At 64.6% G+C, this 19,942-nt stretch carries 19 protein-coding genes; 13 read left to right on the forward strand and 6 right to left on the reverse strand.

Annotated elements, in window-relative coordinates:
• The first annotated feature begins 78 nt into the window (after positions 1-78).
• The 3 genes from argJ (at position 79) to HU772_RS04730 (ending at position 3,008) form a co-directional block, all read left to right on the forward strand.
• Complete coding sequence (argJ, locus tag HU772_RS04720; protein WP_186661553.1) at positions 79-1,296, forward strand: bifunctional glutamate N-acetyltransferase/amino-acid acetyltransferase ArgJ; 1,218 nt, start codon at positions 79-81, stop codon at positions 1,294-1,296.
• 138 nt (positions 1,297-1,434) lie between these two features.
• Positions 1,435-2,067: a glutathione S-transferase family protein gene (locus tag HU772_RS04725; protein ID WP_186661552.1), complete on the forward strand. Its 633-nt coding sequence runs from the start codon at positions 1,435-1,437 to the stop codon at positions 2,065-2,067.
• Positions 2,064-3,008, forward strand: a complete 945-nt coding sequence (locus tag HU772_RS04730) for a Nudix family hydrolase (RefSeq protein WP_186661551.1) — start codon at positions 2,064-2,066, stop codon at positions 3,006-3,008. Before HU772_RS04725 ends, HU772_RS04730 begins: the two co-directional genes overlap by 4 nt.
• A gap of 135 nt (positions 3,009-3,143) precedes the next feature.
• Here HU772_RS04730 and HU772_RS04735 read toward each other — a convergent pair whose 3' ends face one another.
• From HU772_RS04735 to HU772_RS04745, 3 genes are read right to left on the reverse strand one after another with little or no spacing between them, the layout of a single operon-like run.
• Positions 3,144-3,710, reverse strand: coding sequence for a cob(I)yrinic acid a,c-diamide adenosyltransferase (locus HU772_RS04735; protein WP_186661550.1), 567 nt, complete (start codon positions 3,708-3,710; stop codon positions 3,144-3,146).
• 1 nt (position 3,711) lies between these two features.
• On the reverse strand, positions 3,712-5,739 hold the full coding sequence (locus HU772_RS04740; protein ID WP_186661549.1) for a sensor histidine kinase: 2,028 nt from the start codon (positions 5,737-5,739) through the stop codon (positions 3,712-3,714).
• Positions 5,740-5,781: 42 nt separating this feature from the next.
• Positions 5,782-6,699, reverse strand: coding sequence for a putative 2-dehydropantoate 2-reductase (locus tag HU772_RS04745; protein ID WP_186661548.1), 918 nt, complete (start codon positions 6,697-6,699; stop codon positions 5,782-5,784).
• A gap of 100 nt (positions 6,700-6,799) precedes the next feature.
• On the opposite strand from HU772_RS04745, the gene HU772_RS04750 reads away from it, so the two are divergent.
• The 3 genes from HU772_RS04750 (at position 6,800) to HU772_RS04760 (ending at position 9,648) form a co-directional block, all read left to right on the forward strand.
• Positions 6,800-7,285, forward strand: coding sequence for a YajQ family cyclic di-GMP-binding protein (locus tag HU772_RS04750; protein ID WP_186661546.1), 486 nt, complete (start codon positions 6,800-6,802; stop codon positions 7,283-7,285).
• A 111-nt stretch (positions 7,286-7,396) separates the two neighbouring features.
• Positions 7,397-8,236 (forward strand): mechanosensitive ion channel family protein, encoded by an 840-nt coding sequence (locus HU772_RS04755; protein ID WP_186661544.1) that lies wholly within the window; start codon positions 7,397-7,399, stop codon positions 8,234-8,236.
• 167 nt (positions 8,237-8,403) lie between these two features.
• Complete coding sequence (locus tag HU772_RS04760) at positions 8,404-9,648, forward strand: MFS transporter (RefSeq protein WP_186661542.1); 1,245 nt, start codon at positions 8,404-8,406, stop codon at positions 9,646-9,648.
• Positions 9,649-9,769: 121 nt separating this feature from the next.
• On the opposite strand, the gene HU772_RS04765 is transcribed toward HU772_RS04760, so the two are convergent.
• Both HU772_RS04765 and HU772_RS04770 read right to left on the reverse strand, forming a co-directional pair.
• Complete coding sequence (locus tag HU772_RS04765; RefSeq protein WP_186661541.1) at positions 9,770-11,317, reverse strand: AmpG family muropeptide MFS transporter; 1,548 nt, start codon at positions 11,315-11,317, stop codon at positions 9,770-9,772.
• Between the two features lie 44 nt (positions 11,318-11,361).
• Entirely contained in the window at positions 11,362-11,715 is a 354-nt protein-coding gene (locus tag HU772_RS04770; RefSeq protein WP_186661540.1) for an MGMT family protein, read from the reverse strand.
• A gap of 153 nt (positions 11,716-11,868) precedes the next feature.
• Between HU772_RS04770 and HU772_RS04775 the strand changes: the two genes are divergently transcribed.
• The 5 genes from HU772_RS04775 (at position 11,869) to groL (ending at position 16,639) form a co-directional block, all read left to right on the forward strand.
• Positions 11,869-12,876: a DUF481 domain-containing protein gene (locus tag HU772_RS04775; protein ID WP_186661538.1), complete on the forward strand. Its 1,008-nt coding sequence runs from the start codon at positions 11,869-11,871 to the stop codon at positions 12,874-12,876.
• Positions 12,877-13,144: 268 nt separating this feature from the next.
• A complete protein-coding gene (locus tag HU772_RS04780; protein WP_186661536.1) occupies positions 13,145-13,876 on the forward strand; it encodes a HugZ family pyridoxamine 5'-phosphate oxidase in 732 nt (243 codons plus the stop codon).
• Between the two features lie 66 nt (positions 13,877-13,942).
• Entirely contained in the window at positions 13,943-14,404 is a 462-nt protein-coding gene (locus HU772_RS04785) for an FxsA family protein (protein ID WP_186661534.1), read from the forward strand.
• 249 nt (positions 14,405-14,653) lie between these two features.
• A complete protein-coding gene (locus HU772_RS04790) occupies positions 14,654-14,947 on the forward strand; it encodes a co-chaperone GroES (RefSeq protein WP_003260750.1) in 294 nt (97 codons plus the stop codon).
• 48 nt (positions 14,948-14,995) lie between these two features.
• A complete protein-coding gene (groL, locus tag HU772_RS04795; RefSeq protein WP_186661532.1) occupies positions 14,996-16,639 on the forward strand; it encodes a chaperonin GroEL in 1,644 nt (547 codons plus the stop codon).
• A gap of 321 nt (positions 16,640-16,960) precedes the next feature.
• Here the strand turns inward: groL and HU772_RS04800 are convergent, their stop codons facing one another.
• Complete coding sequence (locus HU772_RS04800; protein WP_186661530.1) at positions 16,961-17,689, reverse strand: phosphatase PAP2 family protein; 729 nt, start codon at positions 17,687-17,689, stop codon at positions 16,961-16,963.
• A gap of 191 nt (positions 17,690-17,880) precedes the next feature.
• Between HU772_RS04800 and colR the strand changes: the two genes are divergently transcribed.
• Positions 17,881-18,564, forward strand: a complete 684-nt coding sequence (colR, locus tag HU772_RS04805; protein WP_028689695.1) for a two-component system response regulator ColR — start codon at positions 17,881-17,883, stop codon at positions 18,562-18,564.
• Positions 18,554-19,882: a sensor histidine kinase gene (locus tag HU772_RS04810; RefSeq protein WP_186661529.1), complete on the forward strand. Its 1,329-nt coding sequence runs from the start codon at positions 18,554-18,556 to the stop codon at positions 19,880-19,882. Before colR ends, HU772_RS04810 begins: the two co-directional genes overlap by 11 nt.
• The last annotated feature ends 60 nt before the right edge of the window (positions 19,883-19,942 follow it).

Genomic DNA, 19,942 nt, shown 5'->3' on the forward strand with positions numbered 1-19,942 from the left:
CCCTGTAGGAGCGGCCTTGTGCCGCGAAAGGGGCGCAAAGCGCCCCCTAATTCCCGACAATTTTCTAGGAGCGCTCTAATGGCTGTTGGTCTTGGTCCCCTGCCCACCCTGCACCCGGTTCCCGGTTTCGAACTCGGTATCGCCTCGGCGGGCATCAAGCGCCCAGGGCGCAAGGATGTGGTGGTGATGCGTTGTGCCGAAGGTTCCAGCGTGGCTGGTGTGTTCACCCTCAACGCCTTCTGCGCCGCCCCGGTGATCCTCTCCAAGCAGCGTGTGCAGGGCACCGTGCGTTACCTGCTGACCAACACCGGCAACGCCAACGCCGGGACCGGCGCACCAGGCCTGGCCGCCGCCGAACGCACCTGCGCCAAGCTCGCCGAGCTGGCGGGGGTGCCGGCTGAGTCCGTGTTGCCATTCTCCACCGGCGTGATCGGCGAGCCGCTGCCGGTCGAGAAGATCGAAGGCGCGCTGCAGGCCGCGCTGGACAATCTGTCGGAAAACAACTGGGCTGAAGCCGCCACCGGCATCATGACCACCGACACCCTGCCCAAGGGCGCCAGCCGCCAGTTCCAGTTCGATGGCAAGACCATCACCGTTACCGGCATCAGCAAAGGCGCGGGCATGATCCGCCCGAACATGGCGACCATGCTCGGCTACATCGCCACCGACGCCAAGGTTGCCCCGGCCGTGCTCAAGGACCTGATGCTCGATGGCGCCAACAAGTCGTTCAACCGCATCACCATCGACGGCGATACCTCGACCAACGACTGCTGCATGCTGATCGCCACCGGCAAGGCCGATGTGCCGGAGGTGACCGAGGCCCGCGGCGAGCTGTTCGAGGCCCTGAAGAAGGCGGTGTTCGAGGTGTGCATGGAAGTGGCCCAGGCCATCGTCCGTGACGGCGAAGGCGCCACCAAGTTTGTCACCGTGCAGGTCAACGGTGGTGGCAATCACCAGGAATGCCTGGACGTCGGCTATGCCGTCGCCCACTCGCCACTGATCAAGACCGCGCTGTTCGCCTCCGACCCCAACTGGGGCCGTATCCTCGCCGCGGTCGGCCGTGCCGGCGTGCCAGCGCTGGATGTCAGCCTGATTGATGTGTACCTGGACAGCGTCTGCATCGCCAGCAAGGGCGGACGCAGCCCGAGCTACACCGAGGAGCAGGGTTCCAAGGTGATGGCCCAGGAGGAGATCACCATCCGTATCGAGCTGGGTCGTGGCCAGTGCAGCGAAACCATCTGGACCACCGATCTGTCCCACGAGTACGTGAAGATCAACGCCGAATACCGTACTTGATATAACTGCGGCCGCCTTACGGCCCTTTCGCGGCACAAGGCCGCTCCTACAAGAGCACGCGATCTCCTGTAGGAGCGGCCTTGTGCCGCGAAAGGGCTGCACGCAGCCCCATTATCCCGAATCCGCTGGAGCCCAATCATGAGCTATCACCTGATCATCGGCGACAAGCTGTATTCCTCCTGGTCGCTACGCGGCGCCCTGGCCCTCGAGCTGGCCGGCGTGCGCTACGAAGAAACCCTGGTCAAGCTCAACCAGCCTGACACCCGCCAACGCCTGCTGGCGTTCTCGGCCACCGCCAAGGTGCCGCTGCTCAAGAGCGAACACGGCGTGATCGCCGACTCTCTGGCCATCGCCGAATACCTCGCCGAACAACACCCCGAAGCCCGCTTGTGGCCCGAGGACGTCGCCGCCCGCGCCCAGGCCCGTTCGGCCTGCGCGCAAATGCACAGCGGCTTCTTCGCCCTGCGCGGTGCCATGCCATTCGACCTGTCTCGCGACCAGGCACTGGATGAAGTGCCGTTGGACGTGCAAGTCGATATCGACCGCATCGTTGCCCTGTGGAACGAATGCCGACTGGTGGCCAAGGACAGCGGCCCGTTCCTGTTCGGCCGCCCGACCCTGGCCGATGCGTTCTTCGCCCCAGTGGCCGTGCGCCTGCGCACCTACCGCGTCGCGGTGCCGGCCGAGGCCGCCGCGTACATCGAAACCATCTACCAGTGGCCAGCCTTCCAGGCCTGGCAGCAGGCTGGCCTGGCGGAGCGTGAAGGGTGAAGCGGATTCATGTTGTTGCAGCCGTCATTCGTGGCCTTGACGGTCGCATCCTGATCGCACGCCGCGCCGATACCCAGCACCAGGGTGGCCTGTGGGAATTCCCTGGCGGCAAGGTGGAGGAGGGCGAGGGCGTTGAAGCTGCGCTGGCGCGCGAGCTGCGCGAGGAGCTTGGCATCGAGGTCAGTCGCTCGCGGCCACTGATCAAGGTCAGCCACGACTACCCGGACAAGCAGGTGCTGCTGGATGTGCACGAGGTGCACGCCTTCAGCGGCGAGCCGCACGGCGCCGAGGGTCAGCCGCTGGCCTGGGTGGCCCCGCGCGACCTGGACCAGTATGCATTCCCCGAGGCCAATACGCCGATCGTTGCTGCCGCGCGGCTGCCCGATCAGTACCTGATCACCCCGGACGGGCTGGATGTGCCGCAGATGCTCAAGGGCATCCAGAAGGCCGTGGCCAGCGGTATCCGCCTGATCCAGCTGCGCGCGCCGGACATGTACGACCCCAAGTACCGCGATGTGGCGGTGGACGCGGTGGGCCTGTGCGCGGGCAAGGCGCAGTTGATGCTCAAGGGGCCGCTGGAGTGGCTGGGCGACTTCCCGTCGGCTGGCTGGCACCTGACCGCCGCGCAACTGCGCAAATACGCTGCCAAAGGCCGGCCGTTCCCCAAGGAGCGCTGGTTGGCGGCGTCCTGTCACAGTGCCGAGGAATTGGCACTGGCCGAGCAGATGGGCGTGGATTTCGTCACCCTGTCACCGGTGCAGGCGACCCAGACTCATCCCGAGGCGGTGCCTTTGGGGTGGGATGAGGCGCGGCGGTTGATCGGCGGGATCAGCCATCCGGTGTTTCTGCTGGGCGGTGTCGGGCCTGGTGAGCGGGAGCGGGCCTGGGAGGTTGGGGCGCAGGGTGTGGCCGGGATCCGGGCGTTCTGGCCTGAGAACTGAGTAATTGGGGCCGCTTTGCGGCCCATCGCGACACAAGGTGCGCTCCTACAGGTATCGCGCAGACATTGAATACTGCTCGCTACCTGTAGGAGCGGCCTTGCGTCGCGAATGGGCTGCGCAGCAGCCCCAGCAATCTCAGGCTTCAGGTTTAGGCGCAGGCTGCCACAATACCTCGTCCACCCCTTGCCGCCGCCCGATGATTCGGGCCGCGACGAACAGCAGGTCCGAAACCCGGTTGATATAGGCCAGCCCCACCCCCTCCAGCGGTTCCAGCGCATTCAGCTGCTGGCAACGCCGTTCCGCCGCCCGCGCCGCGCTACGGCAGACATGGGCCTGGGCCACCAGCATCGAGCCCCCGGGCAGGATGAAGTTCTTCAGCGACCCCAGCTCTTCGTTCCAGCGGTCGATGGCCGCCTCCAGCCGCTCCACCTCGGCAGTGTCCAACGCCTGGTAGCTGGGCATCGCCAGCTCCCCGCCAAGGTCGAACAATCGATGCTGACAAGGCGCCAGTACCTCGATCAACTCGCCAAGTCCGGCCTCGGCCAACCCCGCCAGCAACACCCCCAGCTGACTGTTGAGGCTGTCCACCTCGCCGATCGCCTCGATCCGCGGATGGTCCTTGGGCACCCGGCGGCCGTCGCCCAGGCCGGTTTCGCCCTTGTCACCGGTGCGGGTGTAGATCTTCGACAGGCGATAGCCCATGTCATGCCTCCGTGTTGGTCGCGGCCTGCGGGGCCTGGTTCAGGGGCAGGCGCAGGGTGAAGCAGGTGCCCTGGCCGGGCGTGGACTGCACTTCCATCTGCCCCTTGTGATTGTTGGTGATGATGAAATACGACACCGACAGGCCAAGGCCGGTACCCTGGCCGATCTCCTTGGTGGTGAAGAATGGCTCGAAGGTGCGCTTGCGCACGGCCTCGGGCATGCCGACGCCGTTGTCCTCGACCTGGATCTCCGCCCATGGTGGGTTCAGCCGCGTGCGCAGGGTGATGCGCCCCGGCTCGCTGGGCTGTGGACGCAGGTGGATGGCCTGGGCGGCGTTCTTCAACAGGTTGAGCAATACCTGCTCCAATTCGTTGGCGGTGCAGGGCACCGGGCCCAGCTCGGGGTCGAACTGGCGGACGATGGCCTGGCCCTTGAAGTCGAAGCCGATGGCCAGGTCGAAGTCGTTGCCGGCAATCTCCACGGCCTGGTCGATCAGCGCCGGTAGCTCGCATGGGGCCAGCTGGCGATTGCTGCGGCGGCTGAAGCTGAGCATGTGGGTGACGATCTTCGCCGCCCGTGCCCCGGCCTGCTGGATGCCGTCGAGCAGTTGCGGCACTTCGCGGCTGTCCAGATAGCGGTTGACCCGCGCCAGGTCGATGTCCAGCTCGTCGGCCTGCTCCTGGTTGCGCGGCAGGTCCGGTGACAGGCGCCGACGGATGTTCTGCACGTTGTGCAGAATCGCCCCCAACGGGTTGTTGATCTCATGGGCCATGCCGGCGGCCAGGCCGCCGACCGAGAGCATCTTCTCCGATTGCACCATCATTTCTTCCAGCGACAGGCGCTGGGTGATGTCGTCGATACGGATCACCACGCCGCGCCCGCCGCCGCCCATCAGGGGGTAGAAGGTCAGGGCGTAGTGGCGCAGGTCGTCGCCCTTGGGCCAGGTGACCCGTTCGATCTTGGCCACCCGGTGTTTCTCCACGCTTTCCTTGAGCTGCGGCAGGAATGGCTTGAGCGGCGCGAAGGCGAGGAAGATCGGCTGGTTCAGCGCCTCGTCCAGCGGCGTGCCGGAAAGCACCGTGGCCTCGTGGTTCCACTGGGTGACGTAGAGCTGTTCGTCGAGGGCGATCAGCGCCGAGGGCATCGAGTCGATGATGCTGTTGAGGTAGTTCTGGAACCCTGTGAGCTTCTTCTCGATCTTGCTGCGTACCTGGACTTCCAGCTCCAGCTTGCGGTTGGTGTGGCGGGTTTCCTCGGCCAGGCCCTGGGCCTGGTCGTAGGCGTCCTGGAACTCGTCGCGGGCACGCTTGAGCTGCTGCTCGCGGGCTTCGATGCGCGACAGCATGGTGTTGAAGGCTTCCGCCAGGCTGCCGATTTCGTCGTCGTTGCCGCGCTGGGCGCGCAGGGCGTAGCTCTCCTCGCGGGTGACCTGGCGTGACAGTTCTTCGAGGCGGTTGATCGGCAGGGTGATCAGGCGCTTGATCTGCCGGGCGATGACCAGCCACAGCAGCACGCTGAACACCAGGATCGCCAGGCTGGCCGAGAGGGTGCCGGTATAGAACGCGGTGGGCAGTTCGCTGCTGGCCACCAGCAGCAGGTGCGCGGGCGGGTTGGCGTTGCGCGGCAGGCGGATCAGCTGGGTGCTGCGAAACTCCATGAGGCGCCAGCCGTCGATGTTGCGAAAGCGCTTGGGCAGGGTCAGCGCTTCGCCATGTTGCAACTGCGCCAGCATGCGCCCGTCGCCGCCGTAGATCGCCGCGGCGCGCAGGGGCGTATAGCTGTCGAGCTCCTTGAGCAGCGCCGTGGCGTTTTCCGGCGAGTCGCCGGCGCGGGCCGACAGCTGCGGATTGGCCACCAGTTTGCCGATGGTCTGCAGGGCCTGGGGCGCCATGCTTTCCTGGGTGATCCAGTAGGCGGCACTGATGAATGCCAGGTTGGCCACCAGCAGGATGGTCACCAGCAGCACCAGCAGGGCCGCCAGCAGTTTCTGCCCGACTGGGAGGTTTTCCAGGCGTTGACGCAGGGTCATGGGTCTGAGGGTGTCCGTGTCCGTGTCCGGTGGGTGGGCGGGTCAGTCGCTGCGCAAGCCACGCGAGCGCAGGTTATCGACCAGGCGCTGCTGCAGGCGTTCCAGGTGCGGCACCGCCAGGCCATGACGACTGGCGGCGCGGCAGGCATGGCCGAGCAGGTAGTGGACCTCGGTGCGTCGACCATGGCGGACGTCCTGGTACATGGAAGAGTAGTTGGCCGCCGTGGCGACGATCACCCGCTGTACGTCCTCGTGCAGGTCGGTGGCGGCATCGGGCTGGCCGCAGCGGCGCAGCAGGCCGACCAGTTCGTCGCACAGCTGCTCGACTTCGGCCAGGTGGCCGAGTAGGCCGCCGTTCTGGCAGTCATGCAGCACGGTCAGCGGGTTGATCGCGCAGTTCAGTGCCAGCTTGCGCCACAGGCGAGTGGGGATGTCGAGTGCCCACTGGGCCGGGATACCGGCGTCGTGCAGGTCCGCGAACCAGGACGGGACGCTGGGATTGGCCGGGTCGCCCAGCCAGTTGAAACCGTGGCCGGCGAAGCGTACCTGCCAGGCGTCCTCGCGGAAGGCGCCTTCGGTGCTGGAGGCGAACACGCAACGGGCATGGGGCACCTGTTCGGCGACTTCGTCCTGGCTGCCCAGGCCGTTCTGCAACAGTACCAGTTCGGCCCCCAGGGCCAAGCGCGGTGCCAACTGCGCCACGGCGGGGGCGGCATCGTAGGCCTTGCAGGCCACCAGCAGGCGATGGATCGGGCCGTTGGCATTGGCCGTCTCGGCCGGGATCGCATACTGGCGCAGGTTGTCGTGCTCGACCAGGGCCAGCCCGCCACCGCGCTGGTAGTCGACCAGACGCTGTTGATCGCGCAGGATCAGGCGTACCGGTTTGCCGGCGCGGGCCAACCGACAGGCCCAGAGGCTGCCGAGGCTGCCGGCGCCGAGAATATGCCAGGTGCTGCTCATCTGCGTTTCGCAACCCGTTATAATGAGTCCGCATTTTAACCATCAAACCCGACGCGCTCCATCTTCAGGCCGAGCGCGCTTTTTTTTCTGGAGATCAACCATGCCTTCGTTCGACGTGGTATCGGAACTGGACAAGCACGAAGTGCAGAACGCTGTCGACAACGCCATCAAGGACCTCGACCGCCGTTATGACCTTAAGGGCAAGGGCACCTTCGAGTTCAAGGACAAGGAACAGACCGTGCTGCTGACCGCCGAGGAGGAGTTCCAGCTCGAGGCGATGCTGGAAATCCTGCGCCTGGCGCTGGTCAAGCGCAAGATCGATGTCAAATGCCTGGAAACCAAGGATCCCTACCCCTCCGGCAAGGAAAAGAAGCAGGAAGCCAAGTTCCGCGAAGGCATCGACAAGGACCTCGCCAAGAAGATTGTCGCCACTATCAAGGACGGCAAGCTCAAGGTCCAGGCGGCCATCCAGGGCGAGCAGGTACGCGTCACCGGCAAGAAGCGCGACGATCTGCAGGAAGCCATTGCCCTGCTGCGCACCAAGGAATTCGACATGCCGCTGCAGTTCAACAACTTCCGCGACTGATCGCGGCAGTGGAACCTTGATGGCCTAGTGATGTCCATGAGGTCCCGTGGCCGCTGATCGTTCAGCGGCCTGCTTTACTGTGTACTTGCCGTTCGGCATCAGGAGATGAACATGGATTTGAACGCTGAAGTCGATCAGCTGGTCCGCCAATCGCAAACCTGGATTCCATTGATCATGGAATACGGCAGCCGCCTGTTGCTGGCGCTGCTGACACTGGCCATCGGCTGGTGGATCATCAACAAGCTCAGCGCCCGCCTGGGTAAGCTGGTGGGGCTGCGCGCCGACGTGGCGCTGCAGGGGTTCATCAGCTCCCTGGCCAACATCGTGCTGAAAGTGCTGCTGATGGTCAGCGTGGCGTCGATGATCGGTATCGAGACCACCTCGTTCGTCGCCGCCATCGGTGCCGCCGGCCTGGCCATCGGCCTGGCCCTGCAGGGCAGCCTGGCGAACTTCGCCGGTGGCGTGCTGATCCTGATGTTCCGCCCGTTTCGTATTGGTGACTGGATCGAAGCCCAGGGTGTCGCAGGCACCGTGGACAGCATCCAGATCTTCCACACCGTGGTGCGCACCGGCGACAACAAGACGGTGATCATGCCCAACGGCGCGCTGTCCAACGGCATCATCACCAACACCAATCGCCAGCCGACCCGCAAGGTCGTGTTCGATGTGGGCGTGGACTACGATGCCGACCTGCAGAAGGCGCGCAACGTGCTGCTGGAGCTGGCGCAAGACCCGCGCGTGCTGCAAGACCCGGCGCCGCAAGCAGTGATCTCGACCCTGGGCGACAGCTCGATCACCGTGTCGCTGCGCATCTGGACCAAGACCGCCGATTACTGGGACGTGCTGTTCATGCTCAACGAGCATGCCCGTGACCGTCTCAAGGCCGAAGGGATCGACATTCCGTTCCCGCAGCGGGTCATCCGTGTGGTGCAGGAGGCGGCGGTGCAGTAAGCCGCGCCATCCGCCTCGCTGTCTAGCCTGGGGTAAGACTGTCCCTACAATCTTGTGGGGATGGGCTTACCCCATGTTGTTTTTCCCGCCCTTACACTTGTTCACAGCATGGGCAGTGCCAAATCTGGCATATAGCCTGACCCCGCCTCCAATACCCGATATCCGCCATGAAACCTCTGTTACACATCACTCCCCTGCGCGCCTTGCTGTTCGGCCTGACCCTGGCGTTGTTCGAACTGCTCACCTACCTTGCCAGCGACGCGGTCATGCCCGCCATGCCGGTGGTGGTCGGCGACCTGCAGGCCAGCCCCGAATACATCCCACACGCGCTGAACCTGTACCTGCTCGGTGGCGTGGTGTTGCAATGGCTGATCGGCCCCCTGGCCGATCGTTTCGGCCGGCGCCCGATGTTGCTGGTGGGCTGCCTGTTCTTCGGCCTTGCCTGCCTGGCGACGTTCTGGGCGCAGGACATTGGCCTGTTCAACCTGCTGCGCCTGTTGCAGGGCATCGGCCTGGGCTTTGTGGTCACGGTCAGCTACCCGGCGCTCAACGAAGCCTTCAGCGAAGCCGACGCCGTGCGCATGATGGCCCTGCTGGCCAATATCGCCCTGTTGTCGCCGTTGCTCGGCCCGCTGGTGGGGACCTTGATGTTGCAATGGCTGGATTGGCGCTGGCTGTTCGTTGCCTTCGCCGTGGGCGCGGTGGTGTGCTGGGTGCTGCTGTACCGCCTGATGCCGGAGACCCTCGGTGTGGAGCGCCGAGACGGTTCACGCCTGCCGTTCACGCCGATTCACCTGTTGCCGCTGCTGGCCGGTTACGCACAGTTGCTGGGTAACCGCCGGTTCGTCGCCGGCAGCGCGGCGCTGGGGCTGGTAGGGCTACCGCTGATCGGCTGGATCGGCCTGTCGCCGGTGCTGCTGATCCACGACGAAGGCCTGAGCACGATGGCCTACGCCCTGTGGCAACTGCCGGTGTTCGGCGGGCTGATTCTGGGCAACCTGATCATCAACCGCATCGCCGACCGTTATCCGTTGCCGACGCTGGTGCGTGGCGCGCTGTGGCCGTACCTGGCCGGGCTGGTGCTGCTGGTGCTGGCCACCTGGTGCTGGCCGTCGGTGACCAGCGTGGTCGCGGGTATGGCGCTGTATGCCCTGGGCCTGGGCGTGGCCAACGCGGTGCTGTACCGCATGACGCTGTTCTCTAGCGAGCAGAGCAAGGGCCTGGTGTCGGCCATGCTGGGGATGATCACCATTGCCCTGCTGGGGCTGGGCGGCGTGGTGCTGGCGATGCTTGGCGCCGGGGCGAGCCTGCTGCACTTCGCCGTCGCCGCTGGCGTGGCGGGGGCACTGGCGCTGTTGCCGCTGTGGTTCGTGGTGGGTGGCCGCTCCGGGGAAGGGGCTGTCACTCAGTAAGCCCGAGTCCTGTAGGAGCGGCCTTTTGCCGCGAAAGGGGCGCAGCGCGCCCCCCGGCAATAGTCATGTAGGGGTTCTGATTGCCGGGGCCGCTATGCGGCCCTTTCCGGCCGGTCCTGCTTCAGGGTTGCTCGGCGGCAGAGTTATTCACCGGCACCGGCTTTCCCCGGCCGACTTCCTGGCGCCAATGCAGGGCGATCAGGATCAGCGTCGGCACACCGAGCAGGGCGGTGATCAGGAAGAAATCGTGGTAACCGAATTTCTCTACCATCACCCCTGAATACCCACCGATCAGGCGCGGCAACAGCAGCATGATCGAGCTGAGCAGGGCGTACTGGGTGGCCGAGAACTTCAGGTTGGTCAGGCTCGACAGGTAGGCGACGAAGGCCGAGGTGGCGAGCCCCGAACTGAAGTTGTCCAGCGAGATGGTCACCACCAGCATTTCCACGTTCGGGCCCATGTCGGCCAGCATCAGGAACAGGATGTTGGTGGCCGCCGAGGCCGCGCCGCCGATGAACAGGATCGGCAGGATGCCGAAACGCACGATCAGCAGGCCGCCGGCGCCGGCGCCGACCAGGGTCATGATCAGGCCGAAGATCTTGCTGACGCTGGCGATCTGGTCCTTGGTGAAGCCCATGTCGATGTAGAACACGTTGGCCATCACGCCCATCACCGTGTCGGACATGCGGTAGGTGGCGATCAGCCCGAGCAACAACAATGCCTGCCAGCGGTAGCGCGCGATGAAGTCGTTGACCGGCGTGAGCACCGGCGCCAGGCCGCGACGGCCCAGGGACGACAGGCAAGCCCAGGTCAGCAGCACATAGAGGATCAGGCGCAGGAAGGCACGGTCCTCGAGCAGCAGGTCGAGCATCGTCGAATCGCCGAAGACCACGCTGGCCCAGTCGGTGTTGAACATCTGGGTGAAGCTGGCCGGTACCGAGACCAGCAGGATGATCAGCACGAATACCGAGGCCAACTGATGCATCAGGCCGTAGCGGGCGGCGGACAACTGGGTGCGCAGTGGCACGGGCGGCTCGCGCATCACCAGGGTGGTGAACACCGCGGGCAGCATCAGCACGCCGAACAGCACGTAGGTGCCGGTCCACGCCTCATGCAGATAACTGAAGCCGGTGGAGCCGAACCACTCGGCGAAGAACAGCGCGCCTGCGGTGGCGAGCAGGGCGGCGACCCGGTAACCGGCCATGTAGCTGGCGGCCAGGGCAGCCTGGCGCTGGTCGTCGGCGATCTCCAGGCGGTAGGCGTCGACGGCGATGTCCTGGGTAGCCGAGGCGAAGGCCACCAGCACCGCCAGGGCTATCAGCCACGACAGGTGTTTCTGCGGGTCGCAGAAGCCCATGCCGATCAAGCCGAGCACCACCAGTACCTGCGACAGCAGCAACCACGAGCGGCGCCGGCCCATGCCGCCCAGCAACGGCAGGCGCCATTGGTCGAGCAGCGGCGACCACACCCACTTGAAGGCGTAGGCCAGGCCGATCAGGCTGGCATAACCGATGGTTTCACGCGCGACACCCGCCTCGCGCAGCCATACGGAGAGGGTCGAGAACACCAGCATGTACGGCATGCCGGCGGCGAATCCGAGCAGCAAAAGCACCAGGGTTGACGGGCTGGCATAGGCAGCGAGCGCAGCGCGCCAGGTTTTACGGGGCATGGGCCAACATCTGCCTCAAGGTTTGCGAAAACAAAGCGCGCACTCTAACCGCTGTGCTCCATCGGGCGCCAGCCATGGCGCGCCATATCCACACGATTATTGGCCACATTCACGCCTTCTGCGCGCAAGCGGGCACGTTGTTCGTCGCCCGAGGGCGTGCCCAGCGCCAGGCTCAGGCGCCCGCCCGCAGCCAGTACCCGGTGCCAGGGCAGGCGCGTGTCGCTGGGCAATTGCCCGAGGGTGCGTCCGACCCAGCGCGCGGCACGGCCGAGGCCCGCCAGTTCGGCCAGTTGGCCGTAGCTGACCACCTTGCCGGCGGGGACTTGGCCCAGTACCGAATACAACGCCATTCGTCGGGCCTCGGCATCTTCCGGTGGCGGTGCGAGTGCTGTGGACATCAGGGCGCTACTGGCCTGTGGATGAAACCAGACAGGCGGTCGGGGCAAATGCGAGTGGAACTCATCGGCATGGTCTGGGTCTGTCCTTGCTCAGGTCGTCGGTATCTGGATAATGCCCGGCTTTTTTCGTCGAATCGAACCTCAATTGCGCTTATGTATTCTAGAACCCTGCTGTGCCTCGTAGCTGTTTCCCTCTGCGCCCCGGCGCTCGCCGACACTGTCTGGATGAAGAACGGTGACCGCCTGAGCGGCAAGATCAAGGTCTTCGATGGCGGCAAACTGCTGCTGGAAACGCCCTACGGCGGCTCCATCGCCCTGGACTGGAAGCAGGTGCAGACCCTGGAAAGCGACCAGGAGTTGCTGGTCAAGCAGGACGCCTACAGCGGTGAGAAGGCCAAGTCGCTCAAGGCCGCCGAGCCAGGCAAGGTGACCCTGGCCAATGGCGAGGCACCGAAGACCGTCGATCTGGCCAGCATCGAGCAGATCATGAAGCCGCGTCCGCTGGTCGAGGACCTCCTGTGGAAGGGCAACGTCGATGTGGCGATGGACTACAAGCGCGCCGAGAACGACACCGACGACTATGACATCAGCTTCAAGACCACCGCCCGCCACGGGCGTTGGCGGCACAACGCCGAAGGCGAGTACAACCGCGAGACCAAGGACGACGTCACCACCACCAATAACTGGAGCGCCGAGTACGCCCTGGACCGCTTCATCACCGAGAAGTGGTTCTGGCAGGGGCGCTTGGAATACAAGCGCGATCACATCGAGGACCTGGCGCGCCAGCGTACCGTCGGTACCGGCCCGGGCTACCAGTTCTGGGATGACGAACTGGGCGCGTTCTCGCTGGGTTCGCTGATCAACCGCACCGATTTCGAATACCGCGACGGCGGCAAGGACAACTTCTATGCCGGCGCGGTGAAGTGGGACTACAACCGCTACCTGATCGGCAAGCGGGTCGAGTTCTTCACCAACGGCGAGTTCGGCAAGCCGTTTGGTGGTGTCGCCGACTACTCGCTGGATGCCGAGATGGGGCTGCGCTACAAGGTCACCGAGTGGGCTTCGCTGAACCTCAAGGCCGAGAAGGACGTGATCAAGGGCACGCGCGACAGTGACCTGGACAAGACTCGCTATACCGCCGGGTTTGGTGTTACCTGGTAAGTCGAGCCGGTAAAACACTGTGCATGCTCTTTGTTGTAGCGGCCTTGTGTCGCGATAGGGCCGCAAAACGGCCCCAGGATCTCAACGACAAGGCAGACATTGCCGGGGCCGCGTTGCGGCCCTATCGCGACACAAGGCCGCTCCTACAGGGGTATGTGTAGTCAAGCAAGCCTACACGTGAGCCGGCTTGCGCAGCATGCCCAGTGGCAGCAGCGGGTGATAATGCTTATCTTGTCACCCATCCAGTCCGCCGCCAGGAGCCTCTCCAGTGAGTACCAACGCCCTTCGTCCCGCCCGGGAACTGCTGCTCAAGGAATACCGCGGCGTACTCTCCACCCACTCCAAGTCCATGCCCGGCTTCCCGTTCGGCTCGGTGGTGCCTTATTGCCTGGACGCCGAAGGCCATCCGCTGATCCTCATCAGCCGCATCGCCCAGCACACCCACAACCTGCTGAAGGACCCCAAGTGCTCGCTGCTGGTTGGCGAGCGGGAAGCGGAGGATGTGCAGGCGGTAGGGCGCCTGACCCTGATGGCCGAGGCGCGCAAGCTCACCGACGAGGCCGCCATCGACGCAGCCGCGGCGCGCTATTACCGCTACTTCCCCGAGTCGGCGAACTACCACAAAGCCCATGACTTCGACTTCTGGGTGTTGCAGCCGGTACGTCATCGCTATATCGGCGGTTTCGGTGCCATTCACTGGCTCGACCAGGTGACTCTGGCCAATCCGTTCGCCGGCAAGGCCGAGGCGAGCATGATCGAGCACATGAACAGCGATCACGCCAATGCCATCGCTCATTACGTCGAGCTGAGCGGCCTGCCGCGCAGCGCGCCCGCCGAGATGGTCGGCATCGACAGCGAAGGCATGCACCTGCGGATCGGCCAAGGGGTGTACTGGCTGGCGTTTCCGGAACCCTGCAACACACCGACACAAGTCCGCGAAGCCTTGGTATTGCTGGCCCGCGCCGACCAGTGGCCGGTTGCGGTGAATGTCGAGGGTTGAAAACCGGCAGCCAGGCATCCATCTGATGGTTTTACAGGAAGGTTCTCTTCCGCCGAGGAATCCTTGATGCGTGCTTTTCTACTGCTGTTACTGCTTTTCCCTGTGCTGGAGCTGTTCGTCTTCGTCAAGGTCAGCGCCGCCATTGGTTTCTTCCCCGCGTTGCTGCTGATCATCGCCGGCTCCGCCCTGGGTGTGCTGGTCATGCGCATGGCGGGCCTGGCCACCGCGCTGCGTGCCCGTGAGAGCCTGCAGCGCGGCGAACTGCCCGCCGAGGACATGTTCCAGGGCCTGATGCTGGCGGTCGGTGGTGGCTTGCTGTTGGTGCCGGGCTTTATCAGCGATGTGCTGGGCCTGCTTTGCCTGCTACCGTTCAGCCGCCGCCTGGTGGCCGCGAAGATGCGTCGTCGCGCCGAGGAGCAGGCCCTGCGCCAGCGGGCGTTCCAGGACGATCCGTCGCAGGCCCGGCCACGTGAGGGCGGCCACCGTCCGAACGTGATCGAGGGCGAGTACGAACGTCGCGATAAATGACACCTCTGGGGCCGCCAAGCGGCCCCGCTTTTTGTCGGCAGTGCGGCCGAACGAAAAAAATTCCCTATCAAGCCTTGTAATCGATTTTGCCGGCCTCATGTATGTGGTCACCGCAAGGTTTCTGGTGGCGACACCAGACATGACTCAGGTGGTTCGCCCATGGCGGGCCACCCCCGGCAACGCCGGACCGTATCAACCTGCCGGTGTCGACACCGGCCGATGAAAACCACTATTTGGGAGAGATCGACAATGAAGCTTCGTCCTCTGCATGACCGCGTCGTTATCCGCCGCAGCGAAGAAGAATCGAAAACCGCTGGCGGTATCGTCCTGCCGGGTTCGGCCGCTGAAAAACCAAACCGCGGCGAAGTCGTCGCCGTCGGCACCGGTCGCATCCTGGACAACGGCGAAGTGCGCGCGCTGGCCGTGAAAGTGGGTGACAAAGTGGTTTTCGGCCCTTACTCGGGCAGCAACACCGTGAAAGTCGATGGCGAAGACCTGCTGGTCATGGCCGAGAACGAAATCCTCGCCGTCATCGAAGGCTGATTTCCCCGACTTCCCGTTACTCCAAAGAATTCCAAGGATTAAACGATCATGGCTGCTAAAGACGTAAAATTCGGCGATTCCGCTCGTAAGAAAATGCTGGTTGGTGTCAACGTTCTGGCTGACGCGGTAAAAGCGACCCTCGGCCCGAAAGGCCGTAACGTGGTCCTGGCCAAGAGCTTCGGCGCGCCGACCATCACCAAGGACGGCGTTTCCGTCGCCAAAGAAATCGAACTGAAAGACGCTTTCGAGAACATGGGCGCCCAGCTGGTCAAGGAAGTCGCTTCCAAGGCCAACGACGCTGCCGGTGACGGCACCACCACCGCTACCGTTCTGGCCCAGGCCATCGTCAACGAAGGCCTGAAAGCCGTCGCTGCCGGCATGAACCCGATGGACCTCAAGCGCGGCATCGACAAGGCCACCGCCGCCGTTGTCGCCGAGCTGAAGAACCTGTCCAAGCCATGCGCCGACTCCAAGGCCATCGCCCAGGTCGGCACCATCTCCGCCAACTCCGACAACTCCATCGGTGAAATCATCGCCGAAGCCATGGAAAAAGTCGGTAAAGAAGGCGTGATCACCGTTGAAGAAGGCTCGGGCCTGGAAAACGAACTGTCCGTCGTAGAAGGCATGCAGTTCGACCGTGGCTACCTGTCGCCGTACTTCGTCAACAAGCCGGACACCATGGTTGCCGAGCTCGAAGGCGCGCTGCTGCTGCTGGTGGACAAGAAAATCTCCAACATCCGTGAGCTGCTGCCAGTACTGGAAGCCGTCGCCAAGGCCGGCCGTCCGCTGCTGATCGTTGCCGAGGACGTCGAAGGCGAAGCCCTGGCCACCCTGGTGGTCAACAACATGCGCGGCATCGTCAAGGTCGCTGCGGTCAAGGCCCCTGGCTTCGGCGACCGCCGCAAGGCCATGCTGCAGGACATCGCCGTCCTCACCGGCGCCACCGTGATCTCCGAAGAGATCGGCCTGTCCCTGGAAACCGCCACCCTGGAGCACCTGGGTAACGCCAAGCGCGTGATCCTGTCCAAGGAAAACACCACCATCATCGATGGTGCTGGCCAGGAATCCGACATCCAGGCTCGCGTCACCCAGATCCGCGCCCAGGTTGCCGACACCACTTCGGACTACGACCGTGAGAAGCTGCAAGAGCGTCTGGCCAAGCTGGCTGGCGGTGTTGCCGTGATCAAGGTCGGTGCCGGCACCGAAGTCGAAATGAAAGAGAAGAAAGCCCGCGTTGAAGACGCCCTGCACGCTACCCGTGCTGCCGTCGAAGAAGGCGTGGTGCCTGGCGGTGGTGTGGCCCTGGTTCGCGCCCTGGCCGCCATCGCTGAGCTCAAAGGCGACAACGAAGACCAGAACGTCGGTATCGCCCTGCTGCGTCGCGCCGTCGAAGCCCCGCTGCGCCAGATCACTGCCAACGCCGGCGACGAGCCAAGCGTTGTCGCTGACAAGGTCAAGCAAGGTTCGGGCAACTTCGGTTACAACGCCGCTACCGGCGAATACGGCGACATGATCGAGATGGGTATCCTGGACCCAGCCAAGGTCACTCGTTCGGCCCTGCAAGCCGCAGCTTCGATCGGCGGTCTGATGATCACCACCGAAGCCATGGTTGCCGACCTGCCGGAAGACAAGCCAGCTGCTGGCGGCATGCCAGACATGGGCGGCATGGGTGGCATGGGCGGCATGATGTAAGCCAGCCTCACCCGTAGCACCCAGTAAAAGCCCCGGCTCGCGAGAGCCGGGGCTTTTCTTTTTTCGGTAGTGGCCTCTTCGCGGGTAAACCCGCTCCCACAGGGATTGCAACACGCCTGTGGGAGCAACTGTCTTGCTCAACTGCTAAAGCTAGCGCGGTCGCTGTGGGAGCGGCTTCAGCCGCGAACACCGGCGCAGCCGGTGCCAGGCACCGCGTCGCCTTCTTCGCGGCGGTTCGGCGCCCCGATAAACCCGCTCCCATAGGTGTGGTGCATGCCCTGAGGCCGGAGCGGTCGCTGTGGGAGCGGGTTTACCCGCGAATCAGGCGACGTTGCGCTGGATGGCGGGTGCTTCCACCGGCCTGCGCCGGTACAGGACCAGGTAATACGAGCCCAGCCCGATCAACCAGCAGAACACCGCCGTCCACACGTTGTGCGACAAGAAGTGCGCGCCCTGCATCATCCGGCCCACCGACAGCACCGAGCCCGCCGCGAATGCCAGCAGTAACGCAGCCCGGGCCAGCCGCGGCTTGCGATCGCGCAGCACAAAGAACAGCGCGAACAGGCAGAACCCGGTGGCGGCATGCCCACCTGGCCAGCACAGGCCCGGCTTGTCGGTGGCTGGACGGGGTTCGAGCAGCTTGCTGTAGGTTTCCTTGCCGCCGAACTGGCTCAGGCTCCAGGGGCACTGCACCTGGGTCAGTTGCTTGAGCGGGGTGACGAAGGCGGTGGACAGCGCCAGGGCCAGCACCAGGCAGCCCAGCTCGCGGCGCCAACTGAACAGCCGCTGCCACAGGAAACTCAGGGCGAAGGCGATGATGCTCAGGACCCCGAGCACGATCACCCCTTGCTTGACCCGATCATGCAGGATGGTTTCCAGCAGGTAGCTGTGGCGGCCGATGAACTGGCCGGCCAGCGGATCGTAGAACAGCTCGGCCAGGTCCATGTCCAGCGAGGTCCATTCCAGCAGGACCAGCGCCACGACGGTGACGAAAGGGATACCCAGGTACAGCCAAGGGTTGATCGGACGAGGGCGGACGGATGCCTGCATGGTGACTCCGGCAAGTGAAGGGCGGGTGTGGAAAAGACCGGGCATTGTCGTGCGCCCGCTATCCTGTGTCCGTGAAGGATCAGTGAAAATTCCGTCAAGTTCGGTGATTTCAGCGCAGGGCTGGCACCGCGCGGGCGATGGCCTTAAGCTGCGCCTGCCGCGCCCTGCGAAGCGCCGCACAGGAGACCCCGATGCGTATTCTTTTGGTTGAAGACAACCGCGATATCCTCGCCAACCTGGCCGACTACCTCGGTATGAAGGGCTATACCGTCGATTGCGCCCAGGATGGCCTGTCCGGCCTGCACCTGGCCGCCACCGAGCACTACGACTTGATCGTGCTCGACATCATGCTCCCCGGCATCGACGGCTACACGCTGTGCAAGCGCCTGCGCGAGGATGCCCGCCGCGACACGCCGGTGATCATGCTCACCGCCCGCGACCAGCTGGACGATCGTCTGCAGGGCTTCCGTTCCGGGGCCGACGATTACCTGCTCAAGCCGTTCGCGCTGTCGGAGCTGGCCGCCCGCATCGAAGCCGTGCTGCGTCGAGCCCAGGGCGGCGGGCGCCGCACGCTGCAGGTCGCCGACCTGAGCTACGACCTCGATACCCTGGAGGTCACCCGCCAGGGCCGCCTGCTCAAGCTCAACCCGGTCGGCCTGAAGCTGCTGGCCGTGCTGATGCAGAAAAGCCCGCACGTCCTGCGGCGCGAAGTGCTGGAGGAAGCCCTGTGGGGGGATGACTGCCCGGACAGCGACAGCCTGCGCAGCCATGTCCACCAGTTGCGCCAGGTGATCGACAAGCCGTTCGACAAACCCTTGCTGCATACCGTCCATGGCGTCGGCTATCGCCTCGCCGAGGGTCGCGATGGAGTTTAAGCAAAGTCTTGCCCAGCGCATCATCATCGCCTTTGCGCTGATGAGCGCGCTGGTTGCCGGGGCCTTCGCCTTCGGCATCGTCGCCACCGTGCACCTGGTCGAGGAACGCCTGATCTCATCGGTGCTTGGCGGCGATCTGCAACGCCTGCTGCGCATGGACAGCGTCAGCGACTGGAGCCACCGGCCACGTCCTGACCAGTTGTTCTATTTCAGTGGCGGGCGCGACGATTTCGAGTTGCCCAAGGACCTGCGCCACTTGGATGTTGGGTTCCACGAGGTGTTTCGCGACCAGCTGTCGTATCACGCCATGGTCGAGATCGTCGACGGGCGGCGCTATGTGCTGCTGCAGGACCAGAGCGATTTCGAGGAGCGCGAGCGGCTGTTGTTCGCCGTGGTGGTGGTGGGCTTCGTGCTCAGCTTGGCCTTGGCAGTGATCCTTGGCTGGCTGCTGGCGCGGCGGGTGATGGCGCCGGTGATCCGCCTGGCGCGCCAGGTGCGTCATCGCGACCAATTGCTGGGCCTGGCGCCGCCCTTGGCGCCGGATTACGCCGCGGACGAGGTCGGCCAGTTGGCGCTGGCCTTCGATGACACTTTGGGGCGCCTGCGTGACGCCCTGACCCGGGAGCGCCTGTTCACCAGCGACGTCAGCCACGAACTGCGCACGCCATTGATGGTGCTGGCCACTTCGTGCGAGCTGTTGATGGAAAACCCCACCCTCGAAAGCCGCGCGCGCAGCCAGGTCGAACGCATCGCCCGGGCGACCGAAGAGATGCGCGAGCTGGTCAAGACCTTCCTGATGCTGGCGCGGGCCCAGCGCGACGAGGGCGCGGTGGCCTCGCGGGCAACCTTGCGCGAGGTCGGGGACGACCTGATCGGCGTCTGGCGCGACACCATCGAGCAGAAGGGCCTGGCGCTTTACTACGAGGGGCGGGCGAGTGCCAGCCCGGTGCTGTACAACGCCACCTTCCTGCAATCAGTGATGGGCAATCTGCTGCGCAACGCTGCCCACTACACCGACGGCGGCTACATCCGCCTGTGTCTTGAGGCTGATGGTTTCAGTGTCGAGGACAGCGGTGTGGGGATCCCGGAGGAGCAGCGCGAGGCGATGTTCCGGCCATTCGTGCGCGGTGACGAGCGCCGTGGCGAGGGCCTGGGGCTTGGCCTGTCGCTGGTGCAGCGGATATGTGACGACCAGGGATGGCGGGTGACCCTCACCGCGACATTGCCCCATGGCTGCCGCTTCCAGGTCGACCTGAGCCAGGGCACCCCCGTGGTGCAGGACAGTGAAGGCCGCGACGGTTTATTGGATCCGGGTTAACGTTCGGTAACATCTGCAGTCGGTTCTGACAGATTTTTCACATCGACATGACCTGACGCC

It is taken from the genome of Pseudomonas xantholysinigenes (assembly GCF_014268885.2).
Taxonomy (GTDB): Bacteria; Pseudomonadota; Gammaproteobacteria; order Pseudomonadales; family Pseudomonadaceae; genus Aquipseudomonas; species Aquipseudomonas xantholysinigenes.

Coding starts and splice junctions, on each gene's coding strand:
- HU772_RS04810 (WP_186661529.1), top strand. CDS start 18,554: ATGGAGTTTAAGCAAAGTCTTGCCCAGCGCATCATCATCGCCTTTGCG.
- HU772_RS04790 (WP_003260750.1), top strand. CDS start 14,654: ATGAAGCTTCGTCCTCTGCATGACCGCGTCGTTATCCGCCGCAGCGAA.
- HU772_RS04800 (WP_186661530.1), bottom strand. CDS start 17,689: ATGCAGGCATCCGTCCGCCCTCGTCCGATCAACCCTTGGCTGTACCTG.
- groL (WP_186661532.1), top strand. CDS start 14,996: ATGGCTGCTAAAGACGTAAAATTCGGCGATTCCGCTCGTAAGAAAATG.
- HU772_RS04770 (WP_186661540.1), bottom strand. CDS start 11,715: ATGTCCACAGCACTCGCACCGCCACCGGAAGATGCCGAGGCCCGACGA.
- HU772_RS04765 (WP_186661541.1), bottom strand. CDS start 11,317: ATGCCCCGTAAAACCTGGCGCGCTGCGCTCGCTGCCTATGCCAGCCCG.
- HU772_RS04725 (WP_186661552.1), top strand. CDS start 1,435: ATGAGCTATCACCTGATCATCGGCGACAAGCTGTATTCCTCCTGGTCG.
- HU772_RS04750 (WP_186661546.1), top strand. CDS start 6,800: ATGCCTTCGTTCGACGTGGTATCGGAACTGGACAAGCACGAAGTGCAG.
- HU772_RS04760 (WP_186661542.1), top strand. CDS start 8,404: ATGAAACCTCTGTTACACATCACTCCCCTGCGCGCCTTGCTGTTCGGC.
- HU772_RS04745 (WP_186661548.1), bottom strand. CDS start 6,699: ATGAGCAGCACCTGGCATATTCTCGGCGCCGGCAGCCTCGGCAGCCTC.
- HU772_RS04785 (WP_186661534.1), top strand. CDS start 13,943: ATGCGTGCTTTTCTACTGCTGTTACTGCTTTTCCCTGTGCTGGAGCTG.
- argJ (WP_186661553.1), top strand. CDS start 79: ATGGCTGTTGGTCTTGGTCCCCTGCCCACCCTGCACCCGGTTCCCGGT.
- HU772_RS04740 (WP_186661549.1), bottom strand. CDS start 5,739: ATGACCCTGCGTCAACGCCTGGAAAACCTCCCAGTCGGGCAGAAACTG.
- HU772_RS04735 (WP_186661550.1), bottom strand. CDS start 3,710: ATGGGCTATCGCCTGTCGAAGATCTACACCCGCACCGGTGACAAGGGC.
- colR (WP_028689695.1), top strand. CDS start 17,881: ATGCGTATTCTTTTGGTTGAAGACAACCGCGATATCCTCGCCAACCTG.
- HU772_RS04775 (WP_186661538.1), top strand. CDS start 11,869: ATGTATTCTAGAACCCTGCTGTGCCTCGTAGCTGTTTCCCTCTGCGCC.
- HU772_RS04755 (WP_186661544.1), top strand. CDS start 7,397: ATGGATTTGAACGCTGAAGTCGATCAGCTGGTCCGCCAATCGCAAACC.